This window comes from Lacticaseibacillus porcinae (genome assembly GCF_003946305.1).
Lineage (GTDB): Bacteria > Bacillota > Bacilli > Lactobacillales > Lactobacillaceae > Lacticaseibacillus > Lacticaseibacillus porcinae.
In genome coordinates, this window is sequence record NZ_RHNS01000013.1 from 1 (window position 1) to 17354 (window position 17354).

Annotated in this window: 13 protein-coding genes; 1 reads left to right on the forward strand and 12 read right to left on the reverse strand. The window is 47.7% G+C overall.

What is annotated here, in order from left to right; all coding sequences use genetic code 11:
- Nucleotides 1–426: 426 nt before the first annotated feature.
- From lysS to pth, 12 genes are all read right to left on the reverse strand, one after another.
- Nucleotides 427–1932, reverse strand: a complete 1506-nt coding sequence (lysS, locus tag EKM92_RS09910) for a lysine--tRNA ligase (RefSeq protein WP_164509964.1) — start codon at nt 1930–1932, stop codon at nt 427–429.
- A 99-nt stretch (nt 1933–2031) separates the two neighbouring features.
- Complete coding sequence (gene dusB, locus EKM92_RS09915; protein WP_125710355.1) at nt 2032–3057, reverse strand: tRNA dihydrouridine synthase DusB; 1026 nt, start codon at nt 3055–3057, stop codon at nt 2032–2034.
- The gene (hslO, locus tag EKM92_RS09920; RefSeq protein ID WP_125710357.1) at nt 3057–3950 is read right to left on the reverse strand and encodes an Hsp33 family molecular chaperone HslO; all 894 of its coding nucleotides are present in this window, start codon (nt 3948–3950) and stop codon (nt 3057–3059) included. The genes dusB and hslO overlap by 1 nt, the downstream gene beginning before the upstream one ends.
- 211 nt (nt 3951–4161) lie before the next feature.
- Entirely contained in the window at nt 4162–6366 is a 2205-nt protein-coding gene (gene ftsH, locus EKM92_RS09925; protein WP_125710359.1) for an ATP-dependent zinc metalloprotease FtsH, read from the reverse strand.
- 64 nt (nt 6367–6430) lie between these two features.
- On the reverse strand, nt 6431–6970 hold the full coding sequence (hpt, locus tag EKM92_RS09930; RefSeq protein WP_125710361.1) for a hypoxanthine phosphoribosyltransferase: 540 nt from the start codon (nt 6968–6970) through the stop codon (nt 6431–6433).
- The gene (gene tilS, locus EKM92_RS09935) at nt 6960–8276 is read right to left on the reverse strand and encodes a tRNA lysidine(34) synthetase TilS (RefSeq protein ID WP_125710363.1); all 1317 of its coding nucleotides are present in this window, start codon (nt 8274–8276) and stop codon (nt 6960–6962) included. Before tilS ends, hpt begins: the two co-directional genes overlap by 11 nt.
- A 285-nt stretch (nt 8277–8561) precedes the next feature.
- Nucleotides 8562–9062: a S1 domain-containing RNA-binding protein gene (locus EKM92_RS09940; RefSeq protein WP_125710365.1), complete on the reverse strand. Its 501-nt coding sequence runs from the start codon at nt 9060–9062 to the stop codon at nt 8562–8564.
- Nucleotides 9063–9130: 68 nt separating this feature from the next.
- On the reverse strand, nt 9131–9514 hold the full coding sequence (locus tag EKM92_RS09945; protein WP_125710367.1) for an FtsB family cell division protein: 384 nt from the start codon (nt 9512–9514) through the stop codon (nt 9131–9133).
- 70 nt (nt 9515–9584) lie between these two features.
- Nucleotides 9585–9848 (reverse strand): RNA-binding S4 domain-containing protein, encoded by a 264-nt coding sequence (locus EKM92_RS09950; protein WP_125710369.1) that lies wholly within the window; start codon nt 9846–9848, stop codon nt 9585–9587.
- Nucleotides 9849–9918: 70 nt separating this feature from the next.
- Nucleotides 9919–11484, reverse strand: a complete 1566-nt coding sequence (locus EKM92_RS09955) for a putative polysaccharide biosynthesis protein (RefSeq protein ID WP_125710371.1) — start codon at nt 11482–11484, stop codon at nt 9919–9921.
- Nucleotide 11485: 1 nt separating this feature from the next.
- Nucleotides 11486–15010 carry a transcription-repair coupling factor gene (gene mfd / locus EKM92_RS09960; protein ID WP_125710373.1) on the reverse strand — a complete coding sequence of 1175 codons (3525 nt, stop codon included), beginning with the start codon at nt 15008–15010 and terminating at the stop codon, nt 11486–11488.
- Nucleotides 15011–15104: 94 nt separating this feature from the next.
- A complete protein-coding gene (gene pth, locus EKM92_RS09965) occupies nt 15105–15662 on the reverse strand; it encodes an aminoacyl-tRNA hydrolase (protein ID WP_125710375.1) in 558 nt (185 codons plus the stop codon).
- Nucleotides 15663–16016: 354 nt separating this feature from the next.
- On the opposite strand from pth, the gene EKM92_RS09970 reads away from it, so the two are divergent.
- A complete protein-coding gene (locus EKM92_RS09970) occupies nt 16017–16994 on the forward strand; it encodes an L-lactate dehydrogenase (RefSeq protein WP_125710377.1) in 978 nt (325 codons plus the stop codon).
- The last annotated feature ends 360 nt before the right edge of the window (nt 16995–17354 follow it).

The window sequence follows — 17354 nt, forward strand, 5'->3', positions numbered from 1 at the left end:
TCATGTTTAATTCTTTTCAATTAAGAAAAGCCCTATCACATTTACGAAACTTTGTTCAGTTTTCAAAGGACTACCTTGTCAAAAGACAACTTAGAAATCATATCATGTCATCGGCGATCTGTCAACAACATTTTTTATTTCTCACCAGCGGATAACCGCCGTGGCTGCCTCAACAACGTTTATAATAGTACCAAGGAAACCGCGGTGCGTCAACATTTTTCGTAACTTTTTTGGAAATGCGAACGGTGATTTTTCCGACATAACGAACGTTTGGGTTTTCACCATATTCTCTCAGACAAGCGGTGCGTGTCATTCGGTAATTTCTGGGTTTTCGGTTGAAGGAGACTTTGGAAAATCATTCAAAAAACATACAAACCATGAAAAAAAACGCCACTTCTTAAAAGAAGTGGCGCAATTTTTTTGAAATTATGGACGTAAAGTTGGGAACAACAGCACGTCGCGGATCGATGGGGCATCCGTCAACAACATGACCAAACGATCGATCCCGATCCCCAGGCCCCCTGTTGGTGGCATCCCGTATTCCAAAGCTTCGACATAATCGTTGTCGATGCCTTGGGCTTCATCATTACCGGCAGTTTTTTCAGCGGCTTGAGCTTCGAAGCGTTCCTTTTGATCGATAGGATCATTCAATTCCGTAAAGGCGTTGGCATATTCATTACCATGCATGAATAATTCAAAGCGATCCACAAAGCGAGGGTCTTTTTCAGACTTCTTAGCTAATGGGGAGATCTCAATTGGATGACCATATAAGAAGGTGGGTTGAACTAAGGTCTTTTCAACGAATTCTTCAAAGAAAGCGTTGATGATGTGACCAGTGGTCCAATAAGATTCATACTTCACATGGTGCTCATCGGCAACTTTGCGCGCTTCTTCAGTGGTCATTGGTTGCCAGAAGTCGACACCAGTCTTTTCTTTAATGGCGTCGACCATGTGTACCCGGGCAAATGGTTGATCTAAATCGAGGTCTTGGCCTTGATAAGTGATTTTGCCAGTGCCGAGGACTTTTTGGGCAGCATAGCGGAAAATGCCTTCAGTTTCATCCATCACATCAGACAGATCCCAATAAGCGGCGTAAGTTTCAAGCATGGTGAATTCAGGGTTATGCTTGGTATCGATCCCTTCATTCCGGAATACACGGCCGATTTCATAGACACGTTCCATGCCCCCAACGATCAAACGCTTGAGGTGTAATTCCAAGGCGATGCGTAAGTATAAGTCGATGTTTAACGCATTGTGATGGGTGATAAATGGACGAGCAGAGGCACCACCAGCTTGGTTGTGCAACACTGGCGTCTCAACTTCTAAGAACTGGTTGTTATCCAAGTATTCACGCACAGCGCTGACGATTTTCGAACGCTTAACAAAGCGATCAAAAGATTCAGGGTTGGCGATCAAGTCCAAGTAACGTTGACGATAGATCTGTTCGACGTTGGTCAAGCCATGATATTTATCAGGAAGTGGGCGCAATGCCTTGGCCAAATGGGTCACATGGTCAACGCGGATGGTCAATTCCCCAGCGTTAGTTTTCATCATGTCACCAGAAATGCCTAAGATATCGCCGAGGTCAGCTTTTTTGAAAATTTGATAGTTCTCTTCGCCGACCACGTCTTTGCGCACGTAAAGTTGGATCTTGCCTGAGCGGTCGCGAATATCAGCAAAGCCGACTTTCCCTTTACCACGCTTAGACATCATCCGCCCTGCAATTTTCACATGGGTTTCATCTGCTAAAACCGCGTCATGGTCCATTGCATCGAATTGATCATGCAATTCTTGCGCCAAATGGGTGCGTTCGAAGCGATGGCCGAATGGATCGATCCCAGCTTCACGCAAGGCGTCCATTTTTTCGCGACGGGCCTTCATTTGGTCATTTAATTCAGGTTGCTGTTCATTTGCCACCAATATGTCCTCCATTCATTAGTCCAATTTGAGTGTGCCTTAATTTCTGAAAAAATGCAACGGCAATTCTTTCAAAAAAACGCCGACACTGCATGCAGTGCCAGCGAAAAGGCATTATTCTGCCGCACGGGCATGTGCTTTGGCAATGCGCGCTTCAGTTTCTTCCACGAAGCGATCAAAGATATCATCGACTTCTTGTTCTGTATCCACGGAGTTGACTGCATTTTTAGTCCGGGCAGAACGTGGGATGCCTTTGAGGTAATATGCCGCCAGTTGCCGGAATTCTGGCACGGCGACTTTTTCACCTTTGAGTTCAACTAAGCGATGCAGCTGTAGTTTCGCCGTTTCCACTTTCTCACGAGGAGTCGGTTCGTCGATCAACTCACCAGTCCGCAAATAGGCTTCCACTTGGGTCAACAGCCATGGGTTGCCAAGGACACCGCGGCCGATCATCACAGCGTCTGCGCCAACATCTGTTAACATGCGCTTAGCGTCTTGTGGGGTGCGAACGTCGCCGTTACCCATGAAAGGAATGGTCAATTCATTGGCGACTTGTTTTAAAATGTCCCAATCTGCAGTGCCAGAGTAGCCTTGTTTACGCGTGCGACCGTGCATCGCTAAAGCTGAAGCGCCAGCCCGTTGTGCGGCTAAAGCATTTTCAATGGCGAAGACATGATCTTCATCCCAACCAGTCCGCATTTTCACTGTGACTGGCTTGTCGACAGCGTCAACAACTGCGGCGACCATTTCATAAACTTTGTTCGGGTCAAGCAACCAGTGGGCACCAGCATCAGTCTTAGTGACTTTCGGGACTGGGCAGCCCATGTTGATGTCGATAATGTCAGCAGCGGTGTTTTCCGCGACAAACTTCGCAGCGTTGACTAACGTTTCTTTGGTCCCACCAAAAATTTGAATCGAAACCGGATGTTCGCGAGGATCGACAAACATCATCTTTAAGGTCTTCTTATTGCCATACATAATGCCACGGTCAGAAATCATTTCACAAACCACCAGGCCGGCGCCAAATTCTTTGGCCGTCACCCGGAAACTTGCATTGGTGATCCCAGCCATCGGTGCCACCACAATGCGGTTAGGAATGGTAACATTGCCGATTTGCCAAGGGGTGTCTAATTGTGCCATTAATCTTCCTCCTGATCACGTAAGGTGATAAGTTCTTCTTCAGTATAGTGATATTTGTTCCCGCAGAATTTACATACTGCTTCGGCGCCATGGTCTTGATCGATCATTTGTTGGACGTCTTTGCGGGCTAATGTCGCGATCACATGGGCAAAATGCTCCTTAGAGCAAGTGCAAGCAAATTTCAACGGTTGTGACTTCAAGATCTTGATGCCAGTGTCACCCATGCCAAGCACACGTTTTGCGATTTGTGTTGCGGTCATACCAGATTTCAACATTTCAGACACTAACGGCAAGGTCTTGATGTTGGTTTCAAGCTTCGCTAAGGCATCATCTGTGGCACCAGGTAAAGCTTGCACCATGAACCCACCAGCATGGGCGATCGAGTTATCCGCATTCACAAATACTGACAAGCCGATCGCTGCTGGGATCTGTTCAGATTGTGACAAGTAATAAGCGAAGTCTTCCCCTAATTCACCAGAAACCAACGGCACTTGACCAGAAAATGGTTCCGCCCCATCAATGGACTTGGTGACTACCAGTAAGCCTTTTTTACCAACCGCTTTGGCAACGTCGATTTTCCCCACCAAATTCAGCGGTAAATTGACATGTGGGACTTGAATATAACCACGAACCGTACCGTCTGCGGTGCCATCAGCAATGATCGCACCGACTGGGCCATCACCTTTGATCCGAACCGTCAGCAAGTCGTCAGCGTTTTTTAACCCTGCGGCTGCAAGTAAACTGGTTGCCACTAAGGTCCGCCCTAGCGCAGCACTAGCGGCACTCCAAGTGTCATGGCGAGTTTGGGCTTCTTGAACGGTTGCCGTAGCGTCCACTGCAAACACCCGGAACAACCCATCGGCACTGATGCCGGTAATGATTTCATCTGCCATTTTATCTATTTGTCTCCCTTTATCCGTCGCTTTAATTAACGCAAATCATTCTAACAGAAACCACGCTCTTGCGCAAAAGTAAGTAACTGATCAGTATGAGGGACGCTAACGAATTTTTGAGTCACGAATTTAATCTGCCAGCACATCAGTCACTCATGCGACAAAAGAAACCGCCACAAGTCTCTTTGACTTGTGGCGGTTTCTCATTCAACTAAGCCTGATCGTTGTGATCGTCGTCAGTTGGTTGATCAGCAGGCTGGTCTGGATCATCAGACTTTGCCGCTGGTTGATCATCAGAAGGTGTCGCATCTGCTTGAGGTTCAGCATCAGTTTCAGCATCTGCTGTTTTAGCTTCTGCAGCTGAGGCTTCAGACTGATCCGCTGGTGCTTGTACATCAGTGGGTTCAGCTTCAGCATTGGCCGCATCGTCAGCTTGTTTTTCGGCATCTTTTTGTTCTAAGGCCTTCTTAGATTCTTCGAAGGTCGCTGCTTTTTCAGATGGGAATTCATCCGCTGGCTTTTCAGGCATCTTGCCAGTATTGAAAATGGACAAGATTTCCTTTTCGTTCAAGGTTTCGTGTTCCAACAAGGCCAAAGCAATGGCTTTGTGTTGTTCACGATGAGATTCGATGATGTCATGCGCACGTTTATGCGCTTCGTCGATGATCGCACGGACTTCATCGTCGATGGCGGCAGCAGTTGCTTGTGAATACATCACTTGACCGTATTCATTTTGTGCGCCGGCACCTTCTAAGGAAACTGTCCCTAACTTATCAGACATCCCATATTGGGTGACCATGGAACGGGCCATTTGAGTTGCTTGTTCAAAGTCGTTAGACGCGCCAGTGGCGATCACATGGAAAATGATCTCTTCAGCAGTCCGCCCACCCATTAACCCAGTGAGTTGTTCCATCATGTCTTTTTTCGTCAACATGAATTGATCTTCTTTAGGTAAGGTGATGGCATAACCGCCGGCACGACCACGAGGAATAATGGTCACTTTACGAACCACACGAGAATCAGATAAGACTAACCCGATCACCGCATGCCCAGCTTCGTGGTAAGCCACGATTTCGCGTTCTTTCTTAGAAATGACGCGATCTTTCTTCGCCGGACCTGCGATCACGCGGTCTTCAGCTTCATCAATATCAGTGGCATCGATTTGTTTCTTAGAGCGACGAGCAGCCACAAGGGCAGCTTCGTTGAGTAAGTTTTCCAAATCAGCCCCGACAAACCCTGGCGTGGTTTTGGCGAGTTCTTTTAAGTCCACATCGTCAGCCAATGGCTTGTTTTTGGCATGAACTTTCAAAATCGCTTCACGGCCTTTGACATCAGGACGACCGACTAAGATCTTCCGGTCAAAACGACCAGGACGCAGCAAAGCTGGATCTAAGACATCTGAACGGTTAGTGGCAGCCATCACAATGACGCCTTCGTTACCAGTAAACCCATCCATTTCAACCAGCAATTGGTTCAAGGTTTGTTCACGTTCATCATGACCGCCACCCATGCCGTTGCCACGTTGGCGACCAACGGCATCGATTTCATCAATAAAGATGATGGCTGGGGCGTTCTTTTTGGCTTGATCAAAAAGATCACGCACACGACTTGCCCCGACCCCAACGAACATTTCCACGAAGTCAGACCCAGAAATGGAGAAGAACGGCACGCCTGCTTCACCGGCTACGGCTTTAGCCAGCAAAGTTTTACCAGTACCAGGAGGTCCCTCAAGGAGCACACCGGCTGGGATACGAGCGCCTAAACCAGAGAATTTGCGGGGATCTTTTAAGAACTCCACGACTTCGACCAGTTCTTGTTTTTCTTCTTCGGCCCCAGCAACATCTGAGAAGCGGACCTTGTTGGCCTTCTTATCAGCTTGTTTGGCTTTGGACTTCCCGAAGTTCATCACGCGACCGTTGCCACCGCCTTGGCCGGCTTGGTTCATCATCATATAGAAGAATACCATGATGACCACCATTGGCACGATCGTTAAGATCAATGACAACCAGGTGCCAGATTGAGATTCTGTCAAGGTGTTAGACTTGACATTATTCTTCTCGGCAGCTTTAGTGATCGAGTTGATCGTGGCATCGTTAGCTGGAATGTATGCGGAGAACTTCTTAGTCTTTGCAGGCGCTTGGCTTAAAAAGCTAGTGCTTGAGGCAGAGTCGCCAGTGACTTTTTGTTCTTTGCGATATTCACCGCTGACTTTGTAAACCCCACCAGATGGTTGGATCTCAAAGGACTTGATGTCATTTTTCTTTAATTGGCTAATAAATTGACTGGTTTGCAATTCTTGGGTAGTGGAGCCACCACTATCGCGTAAGTAGTATGCAAAGCCCATCACCAGCAACACGAACAAGACAACATACATTGCCGTGCCGCCGAATAGCCCGTTTCTTGGTTTTTTATTCATACATAACCTCCAGCAACAATAGGTAAAAAGCGTGCTTAGTAGCTATAATACTACATCACACTGATTAATGGGCATAAACTTCAGGTTTCAATACGCCGATGTAAGGTAAATTGCGATAACGTTCCGCAAAATCTAACCCATAACCGACCACAAATTCATTAGGAACCGTAGTGCCAACGTAATCTGCGTGCACAGGCGCCACGCGACGTTCAGGCTTATCCATCAAGGTGCAGATCCGCACAGAGTTGGCATTGCGCGTTTTAAAGATCTGGGTGAGGTAATGTAAAGTGCGACCAGTATCGACAATGTCTTCAACGATCAACACGTCGCGATTAGCCACGCTTGTATCGAGATCTTTTAAGATCTTCACTTCACCGCTAGACTCTGTTTCATTGCCGTAGCTGGAAACATCCATAAAATCGATTTCCAAATAGTCATCGACTTCGCGCACCAAATCCGTCATAAACATGATCGCACCTTTTAAAATGCAGATCACTAACGGATTTTTGCCTGCATAATCATGTTTGATCTGCTTGGCCAAGCGCTTGGTAATTTCATGAATGTCTTCTTGGGAGTACAAGACCTTTAAGATATCATTTTCCATTATTATCCTCACTATCATTTGCCGGGTTTTTCAGTGCCAATACAGCCTGAATTATATCAGTTTGCCGCGTTTGAAACAATTCAAGGCGCGTCGGAATCTCCACCCAAACTAACTGATAGTCTTGATCAGCCACTAACAAATCGTTGCGCATAAATTGCGGGACTTTTTGGGCGATCAACCAAGGTTGCAGCTTTTTATGGTGACCGTTGGGCAACGCGACATAATCGCCGGCAACTTTTTGTCGAATGGTCAACGGCTTGGCAGGTACATAGGCCCAAGTGTCACAAACAGGTTGTTGATGAAACAACCCGATCATGCGACCATCCGCAAGTTCATGCCAAGTATCATCGACTTGTAGCGGCAATTCTGGTTGCCGCAGCACTTGTGGCGCATCAACATACAATTTCCCATATGCGGCATCTAAGTGATGGCGACTCACGTCAAAATGTTTATTCCCTTTGGCCTGACCCAAAGCTTGTAAGACTTGGGTGATCACTTGGGCAGGAATTTGAATATTGAAAGCTTGTAAGTATTGTTCCAGCACTAACCGCTGAACGCCAGATGTTTGGGTCAAAAGCGGTGTCCAATCCGTCATGACTGCAGGTGTTGGTACCAACGCTTGTAGCGCAGGCTCAGCAAGTTGGATCAACGCTTCAAGGCTTTCACTAAAGCGCTGCGTATGTTGCAAAACGCCGGCATTCAAGGCTTTGAGCACTGGTGTCACCTGATGTCTCACGCGATTGCGGGCAATGGTGTCGTCAGCATTGGTTTCATCATCGGTGAAAGGCACATGATGTTTGTCGGCGTAAGCGCGTAGATCTGCTTTGCTAAAGCGCAACAACGGCCGCAACACTTGCAAGTCTCCTAGTGGTCGCCTTGGCTGCATGCCACTCATCGCCATCACGTTACCAGAGCGTGCCAGCTGCATTAAAATGCCTTCCAGTTGATCATCACCGTGATGGGCTAAAACTAGAAAGTCGCTGTGATGAACATGGGCAGTTTCTGCGAGAAATTGATAACGCGCTGTCCGCGCTGTAGCTTCATTGACCGCTTGCGTCGATGAACGTTGCCATTCACCGACAACTGCAGGAATACCGAGTTGTTTGGCGTAGGCCACCACCATTTGCACATCATCCCCGCTAGTTTCGCGCATATGATGATCAAAAGTCGCGGCGATCAGCGGATGAGTGGTTTGTGATAGCAAGGTGAGTAATACCATGGAATCAACGCCACCTGACACCGCCACAACTAGCGGTGCTTTTGGGTCAAGGGCGAAATTCCTCAGTAAGTCATTCCCAGATAGCATAGGTACTCCTTTCTAAACGCCGTCATGTGAATGTGAATTCACTTTACCACTGCTAGAATTTGCTCGCGTGGGACTTTAGTCTGAATTATGACGTCGTGTCGTGAAAATTTGACCAATTTTTACCAAATAGGCAGGTCAAGTGATACAGGGCTTTCAAAATTGAAAAGAAAAAAGTCGCAACGCCTAAACATACAAACACCGCCACACCACGATTCAAAGTGCAAATCATGATGTGACGGCGCTTGTATGATAGGCTAAAACCGCTTTGGGTCACAGCCTTTGGTTTTAACTTCGGCGACCGCCACGGCCACCACGTTTGCCTTCGGTGTTGCGCTTCAAGCTGCTTAAACGATCTTCGCTTTCTTTCAAAAAGCCGGACATCATCGCATCAAACCCAGTTAATGCAGGTTTTTGTTGTTGCGCATGCTTATTTTGGGGGCGCGGAGAATGGGAAGCACCATGATTTTGAGGACGTGGCGCTTGATGATCGCGATCGTGATTGGCTGGACCATGCGCATGGCCGCCTTGATGATGACCATGATCAACGTGTTCTTTGCCATCAGCACGACGAATGGATAAACCCACTTTACCATCTTTGATCTGAGTCACCACGGCAGTCACTTCATCGCCAATGCTTAACACATCGTGAATATCTTTAACATACCCATCAGAGATCTCACTGATGTGGACTAAACCAGACTTACCTGCTCCCAGATCAACAAAGGCGCCAAAATTCGTGATCCCTGTGACCTTGCCAGAAACCTTTGCGCCGACTTCAACTGCCATATAAAAAATTGTCCTCCGTGTCTAATGTGATTCTTAGTATACCATGCCGCAGGTGGTGTGCAAGCAGGTCAGTTGCCGTTTAAGTTGAGTTTGCCGGCAGTGCCTGGCAATTCAAAAATCACTTCACCAGACTTAGACACCATATACTTTTGGCGGACAAGTTTAGCTAAATAATCGTCATTGTGCAACTGATCGACTTGTACTTTTAAAGCTTGCTTTTTATCCTCAACGGATTTCAGTTGGGCTTTTGCATGATCGACTTGTGCTTGGCTTTGTTGGATCTGTGTGTGGACGTGATACAACTGCCAACCGCCGAACGCTAAGATCACCACGAAAATGCCGAGCAAAATACGCAGGCGGATTTTGTGGAGATGCGATAATTTCGGTTTATCAGCACGCGGCGTCACCAAAGGACGCTGCGGCATACGCTTGATCTTAGATTGTTCCATCATGCGGCCACCTTTCGTCAATACCTTCAGTATACCAAAGTATCCGCTTGCGGCATATTACAGCCAGGTAAAATCAGTACTGTTCTTTGTAAGTTTCGGAAACGACGCTGAACATTTCCCCAGCATCTTGTTTCTTGGTGGATTCCACCAAGGCTTCAACTTTCACAGTTAAGGTTTTATTCCCGAAGGCGATCACCAACACATCCCCAACGGATACGTCAGTTGAAGACTTGGCAATCTTATCGTTAACGGTGATGCGGCCTTTATCCGCAATTTCTTTGGCGACTGTGCGCCGCTTAATGATCCGAGACACTTTCAAAAATTTATCTAAACGCATGTTATTTCCTTTCAATTGTTGCCAGTGAATTCAACGTCATTGTATTGATTGTAAAATTATTGACGCGATGTTAATGCTTATGCGTCATTTTAAGAAATCTGCGGCCTAATGGCAAGGCTAAGACTTCTCGCGCGGTGAATAAACGCGTCCATGATGCCCCAGCAACAAACACGATCACCCCGACGACGACTGCCGCCAAAGCAACGAGTATTGCTTGTCCGCGACTGCCAAATGGTAATACTTGCATCACGCCCCACACGATCGCCACCATCGCAGCCGTGATCACAGCGAGTTTCACATAGAAATGATCGCGGTTGGCAACTTGGCGAATGGTGCTTGGTACTTGCATCGCTAATAACGCGGTAATAACACCTAAAGCCAGCAAGGTCGCAATACTAGCCCCAAGGGTCCCAAAGCGTGTCACTAACCATTGATTGATCACGAGTTTCACCACAAAGCCGATCATTAAGGTTCGCGTGGTGCCACGATAACGATTCAAGCTTTGCAAAATCGCGTTATACGCATTGATCATCGCCACTAACACAATGGCGATCACATAAGTTTGCAGGGCTAATTGCCCGTCACGATCGCCGAACAACAACCAGTTGACTGCCGGCATCACCACCACCAAACCAGCAGTGGCAGCAGTGGATAACGCCAAGTTAAAGCGGATCAGTTGGGCTGCAGTTTGATCAAAGCGATGATGTTGCCCGCGCGCAAACGCCGTGGTCAAGCTCGGCAAAAGTGTCGCAGAAAGTGCCGTCGCCACAACTAAACCCAGTTGCACCAACGGTTGGCCGCGATCATAGATCCCTTTCAAGCTTTTGGCTAAGGCAAACGGGACGCCACTTGCTTGCAACCCGCGAGTCACCGTGAAGGAATCGACCAGCTGCAACATGATCAACATCGCCGCAAACAAGGCGATGCTGCCGCCTTCAACGACGAAGCGTTTCAACAAGTGCCAATAGCTGACAAACCCTGGCCAGGCAAAATGCTTTTTAGCAAAAACGCGATGAAACGCCGGCCACAAGGTCGCTGTCGCCGCAAGGCCGCCGAAGAAGGCCCCGCTCATCGCAATGGCACCCATTTTGTAAGGGTCCCAATGGGCTTTGGTCGCAACGGTTGCCGCGACTAAAATCACCGCCACCCGGATCACTTGCTCAACCACTTGACTGACTGCGGTTTTGGACATGTCAAAAGTCCCTTGGAAATAGCCGCGGCCAGTTGCTAAAATCGGCATCGTCAAAAACATGAACGCAACCGTTTGAATCAAACTCGCCAGCTGCGGATCTGCCATGGCGCGAGCAATCAACCCAGAGCAGCTGTACAACCCAATAAACATTGCGGCACTTAACCACATCAACAACACTTGCGCGCGATGCGTCACTTCTGCTTGGGCTTGCGGCTCACGGGCTTCAGCGACAAGTTTGGAGATAAACACTGGAAATCCTGACAACGCAAAGGTCATCCCGATGCCATACAGCGGGTAAACTTGTTGATAAACGTAAAAGCCGGTATCACCGACTAAATTTTGAAATGGGACGCGGTAGATCGCACTTAAAATTTTGGCGATCATCGCCGCTAAGCTCAAGGTCCACGCCCCTTGCAACAGGCGCTTCATTTGGGGATTTTGCATATCAAACCTCAATTGGCGTTGTGTTTGGTGCCACGATCGCTTGCATCGCCTGACAAAAGGCGATCAATTCATTTAACCAGTCAGCTGGCTTCATGCCTGTGGTGATCGTCAATGACACTTTCATTTTCGCTGAGTCTGCCGCCACCCGTGCTTTTAGTGTGGTGGCTTTCAACGCTTTGAAAATTTCGACGCCAGCGAGTTTCTCAGATGCTTGTGGCGACATCGTCAATACCAAGGTTTTGCCATTTTGAGTGATTTTCTCGACTAGTGCGGCATCAGCGAAGCGTTTCATATGGGTGATCGCCAACAAATTCTCGACAGGCTTTGGATAATCACCGAAGCGGTCGATCAAGTCATCTTGAATTTCATTGAGTTGATCATCATTGTTGGCTTCACGCAAACGTTTATATAATTCGATCTTTTGGCGAGAGTCGCTGACATAATCACTTGGCAAATAAGCTTCCAGATCCAAATCAACTTCTGTATCCAAACGCTTAGGCTTAGCGTTGCCTTGTTTGGCAGCGACTGCTTCATTGAGCATTTGGGTATACAAATCGTAACCGACGGAATCGATGAAGCCGTGTTGTTGCGAGCCGAGCAAGTTCCCAGCGCCGCGGATCGACAAATCGCGCATCGCAATTTTAAAGCCGGCACCAAGTTCGGTGAAATCGCGGATCGCTTGCAGCCGCTTTTCGGCGACTTCCGTCAACACTTTGTCTGGTTGGTACATGAAATAGGCATAAGCGACCCGGCTAGAACGACCGATGCGACCGCGGAGTTGATACAGCTGTGACAAGCCGTAGCGATCGGCATGCTCAATGATCAACGTATTGACGTTTGGCATGTCCACCCCAGTTTCAATGATGGTGGTAGTGACCAGCACATCATAAGCGCCGTGCAAAAAGTCGTAAATGACATTTTCCAGTTGCGTTTCCGTCATTTGGCCATGGGCATAAGCCACTGTGGCATTCGGGACAAGTTGTTCGATTTGGGCGACAGTTTGTTCAATGTCTTCCACCCGGTTATGCAAGTAAAAGACTTGTCCGCCGCGTTCGAGTTCCCGTTCGATCGCCGAGCGAATGGTGCCACCGTTTTGCTCCATGACAAAAGTTTGGATCGGGTAACGGTTCGTCGGTGGCGTTTCGATCACAGATAAGTCACGGACACCTAACATCGACATATTCAAGGTCCGTGGGATCGGAGTCGCCGTTAACGTCAGCACATCGACATTGGCTTTCAAGGCTTTGAGCTTTTCTTTGTGTTTAACGCCAAAGCGCTGTTCTTCATCGACGATCAACAACCCTAAGTCTTTGTAATGGACATCTTTTGACAACAAGCGATGCGTGCCCACCACAATATCGACTTCGCCTGAAGCTAAGCCTTTAAGGGTTTCTTTGCTTTGTGCCGGGGTGCGGAAGCGTGACAACATTGCTACGTTGATCGGGAAATCAGCAAAACGATCACTCATCGTGTCAAAATGTTGTTGCGCTAAAATCGTGGTCGGCACTAACAAGGCAACTTGTTTGCCATTTTCAACGGCTTTAAACGCCGCACGCAAGGCGACTTCGGTTTTCCCAAAGCCGACGTCGCCGACTAATAAGCGATCCATCGGCCGCGGTTTTTCCATATCTTGTTTGATTTCTTTGACGGAGCGCAATTGATCTGCAGTTTCAGGATAAGTGAATTCGCCTTCAAACTGCTTTTGTAAATCGTCATCTGGGGCAAACGCAAAACCTGGTTCGGCTTCACGCTCAGCATATAACTTGATCAAGTCGTCAGCGATATCTTCGATTTTAGCGGCGACGCGACGCTTAGTTTTTTGCCATTCGGCGCCACCAAGTTTGTTGATTTTCGGCTTTTTGCCGTCGGCGGCGACATATTTTTGCACCATGTTCAACTGGCTGACTGGAATAAACAGCTGATCGCCTTTTTGATAAACGATGGTGATGTAATCTTTATGAACGCCGTCGACCACTAACGTTTGCATCCCAGTGTATTGCCCGATTCCGTGATTGACATGGACCACATAATCACCTGGTACCAACTCGGTGTACGACCTTAGCCGTTCAGCGTTAGCTAAGGTTTGATGCCGCGCTTTGCGATGCGTTTTGGTGTTGAATAATTCATGGGCTGTGACGACGACTAACTTCAGATCTGGGAGTTCAAAGCCGTTTTGTAAGTTGCCGGAAACGAGCTGTTGCGTTTTTTCCAGCAAATCAGCTTTGGGACTGATCACCGTGTCGACTTCAAAATCTCGTAAATTGCCTGCTAATTTCTCCAAGCGACCTTGCTCAGGCACAAGATAAACCACGGTCATGCCTTGCTTGCGCCAACGGTCAGCTTCAGTTTTCAACAGCGGCATTTGACTGAAGAATTGTTGAATGTTGCGCGACACCACATTGGTGAGTGACGTCAGGCGCAAGTTCCCCATACCTTTTTGAAACAAGCTTAAATATAAATGCGGATGAAGATCTCCGCGGTCGAATTCTTGAATGGTAACGTTTGGTTGATCTGGCAGTAAGCGACCTTCTGATTGCAACCCACCATACCAAGCCGTGGTTTCTTCAACCAAATTCACGTCAGCATCTAACAGGCGGGTGTAATCATCAAATACCACTAAAGCATCAGCTTGCGCATAATCACACAAATACGCCGCATCAGGATACAAATACGGCATGTATAATGCGAGTTGATCGACAGATTCGCCTTGGGCTAATTGCTCAGCAGTGGCGATGATGCCATTGGTCAACGCTTGTTTGTTGACTTTTGACTTCGCAGATTTCTTGGCGGCTTTGGCTTGATCTAATAGGCGCTCGCCAGCAGCTTTTAACACGTCACGGCTAGCGATCAAATCGGTTGCTGGGGGAATATCGATTTCGTTAAGTTGCCGAATACTGCGTTGGGTTCGCATGTCAAAACGCCGGATCGAGTCGACATCAGTGTCGAACAATTCGATCCGGATCGGATCATCGGCATTAAGCGGATACACATCGATGATGCCACCGCGAATGGCAAATTGACCAGGAACGCCGACCAAGCTATCGCGGGTGTAGCCAGCATCGATCAATTGTTGGGTCAATTGTGGCAGATCCACTTGTGAATCCATGTCCAAATGAATGCCAGCTTGTTGCCACACAGTTTGCGGCGGCAACAGACGCTTTAATCCCGCTAAACTGGTGACGATAATGCCGGCTTCGCCTTTTTGTAACCAATTTAAGGTGTTGATGCGGGTGTTTTTCGTATCAGGAGACGATACCGCGACTTCAGCGGCGAGGACGTCTTCTACTGGAAAAGCCCACACCCGGTCTTCGCCGATCAAATCACTGAGATCAGCCACCAGTTCTTCAGCGTGATAGCGATTGTCTTCGATCACAACTAATTGCCGATCAAGCTGCCGCAAAGTCGTTGCCAACATCAAGGTTTTGGCACTACCGTTTAAGCCAGTGACCAAATGCCGCCCGGCTGTTAGTTGTGGCCACAGCTTTTGCAAAGCGGGCTCTTGGTTAAATAAATCGATCAGGTCCATGGATTCACCTCCGTTAACGTTTGTTTCTATATATATAGATTAATTTGTATGTGCATGACGATTTCGACCAAAAGCTTGACGGAAACTTCAACAATCAGTTGTACTGATTCATCAATTGATCAAAACTCTTGCCATGGATCCAATCGACTAATGCATCTTCCAATTTGTCGATGCCGTTAGCCACGGCAATGGCATCATCACCTTTAAACGGGGTGAGCACCCAGTCGACGACGCGTTGTTTAGCAGGATGTTGGATCCCGATTTTCGCGCGTTGAAAATCTGCGGTGCCAAGCACGGCGATGATCGACTTAATGCCGTTGTGCCCACCTGCGGAACCGCGGGGACGCAGGCGCAGCCGACCCATGGTCATATCCATATCATCTTGGATAATGAAAATTTCTGATTGTTCGAAGCGATAAAAAGCTTTGAGCTGGCCGACTGCGCGACCGGAGTCATTCATAAAAGTCACCGGTTTAACTAACATGACTTTTTCACCATCAACCATACCGGTGCCAGTCAAGGCATCAAATTCATGTTTGGTGACTGGGATATCCAACCGTTTGGATAATTCGTCAATAGCCATAAAGCCGATATTGTGTTTGGTTTTCGCATATTTGCTGCCTGGGTTACCCAGGCCAACGATCATTTTCAAAATGTTCCTCCATATTTAAACGCAAAAATGGCCGGAAAGATTTTTTTCCGACGTGCGCCTTGATTATAGCACAAAGGCCGATTTCACGGCTTGTACTACAGTTTTTAAGTTTTTGTTAGCACAGACCATGAAAAGGCATTCATTGTTTGTGAAAATAAGCACGTGAAATCCCTTACTTTCCCGCGTCGACAAAGCTAGCCATCTTCACAAAAAGGCGTAACGGCGGCGGCTGGCGGTTTTGTAAGAATCATATGAGAAATGAAAAAAGCCGCTGAAAAGTCGTGCACACAAGAATAATTGTGCTATACTAACAGATGAATTGCATGATTGCAAATAAGAAAGGATGGTATCACCGTGGCAAACACTCAAACAGATCACCAAAAAGTAATTCTTGTTGGTGATGGTGCCGTTGGTTCCAGTTACGCCTACGCAATGGTATTGCAAGGCATCGCCCAAGAAATCGGGATCGTTGACATTTTTAAGGACAAGACGAAAGGTGACGCGATCGATTTAAGCAACGCGCTCCCATTCACAACTCCTAAGACGATCTACTCCGCTGAATATTCTGACGCTAAGGATGCTGACCTTGTTGTCATCACCGCTGGCGCCCCACAAAAGCCTGGCGAAACTCGTCTCGACTTGGTTAACAAGAACTTGAAGATCTTGAAGTCCATCGTTGACCCAATCGTTGAATCTGGCTTTAACGGGATCTTCTTGGTCGCTGCTAACCCAGTTGACATTTTGACCTACGCTACTTGGAAGCTTTCTGGTTTCCCTAAGAACCGCGTTGTGGGTTCCGGTACTTCCTTGGATACTGCTCGTTTCCGTCAATCCATTGCTGAAATGGTTGGCGTTGACGCCCGTTCCGTCCATGCTTACATCATGGGTGAACATGGTGATACTGAATTCCCTGTTTGGTCTCACGCTAACATCGGCGGCATCAAGATCTCTGAATGGGTTAAGGCTCACCCAGAAATCGATGAATCCAAGCTTGTCGACATGTTCGAAAACGTTCGTGACGCCGCTTACGAAATCATCAAGCTCAAGGGCGCTACTTTCTACGGTATCGCCACTGCCTTGGCTCGTATTTCCAAAGCGATCCTCTCTGACGAAAACGCCGTATTGCCACTTTCCGTTTACATGGAAGGCCAATATGGTCAAAACGACATCTACATCGGTTCCCCTGCCGTGATCAACCGCAACGGTATCCAAAACATTTTGGAAATTCCTTTGACTGACCACGAACAAGAATCCATGGATGCCTCCGCTAAGCAATTGAAGAAGATCATCACTGATGCCTTCGCTGCTAACGACATCGAAACTCGTCAGTAATCTCTGACTGGTTAAACGCCTACTCCAAAGAGTAGGCGTTTTTGTTTTGCCTTCGTTCCTGCCTTTGGCACGAAAATCTGAAAGCTCCGGCGTGTTGGTTACACTGCGGTGGAAGGGACAAGTTGTCGTGCGGCCGGCTTCAGAAATCGGCAAAGTGCGCCGATGTTCTTACGCCTAAAAATTGAACCAGAGAAAACCACTCTGTTTCAATTTTTGCCGGTGAAATCTGCGCGAGCCGCCACAAACCGGCGTCTCACTTGATTTCACTTTCACGACAATTGTCCCTTCCACCTTCGTTTCACCAACACGCCTCCGCTTCCAGATTCTCTCGGTTGCAAGACACTCACCAACAAAATCACC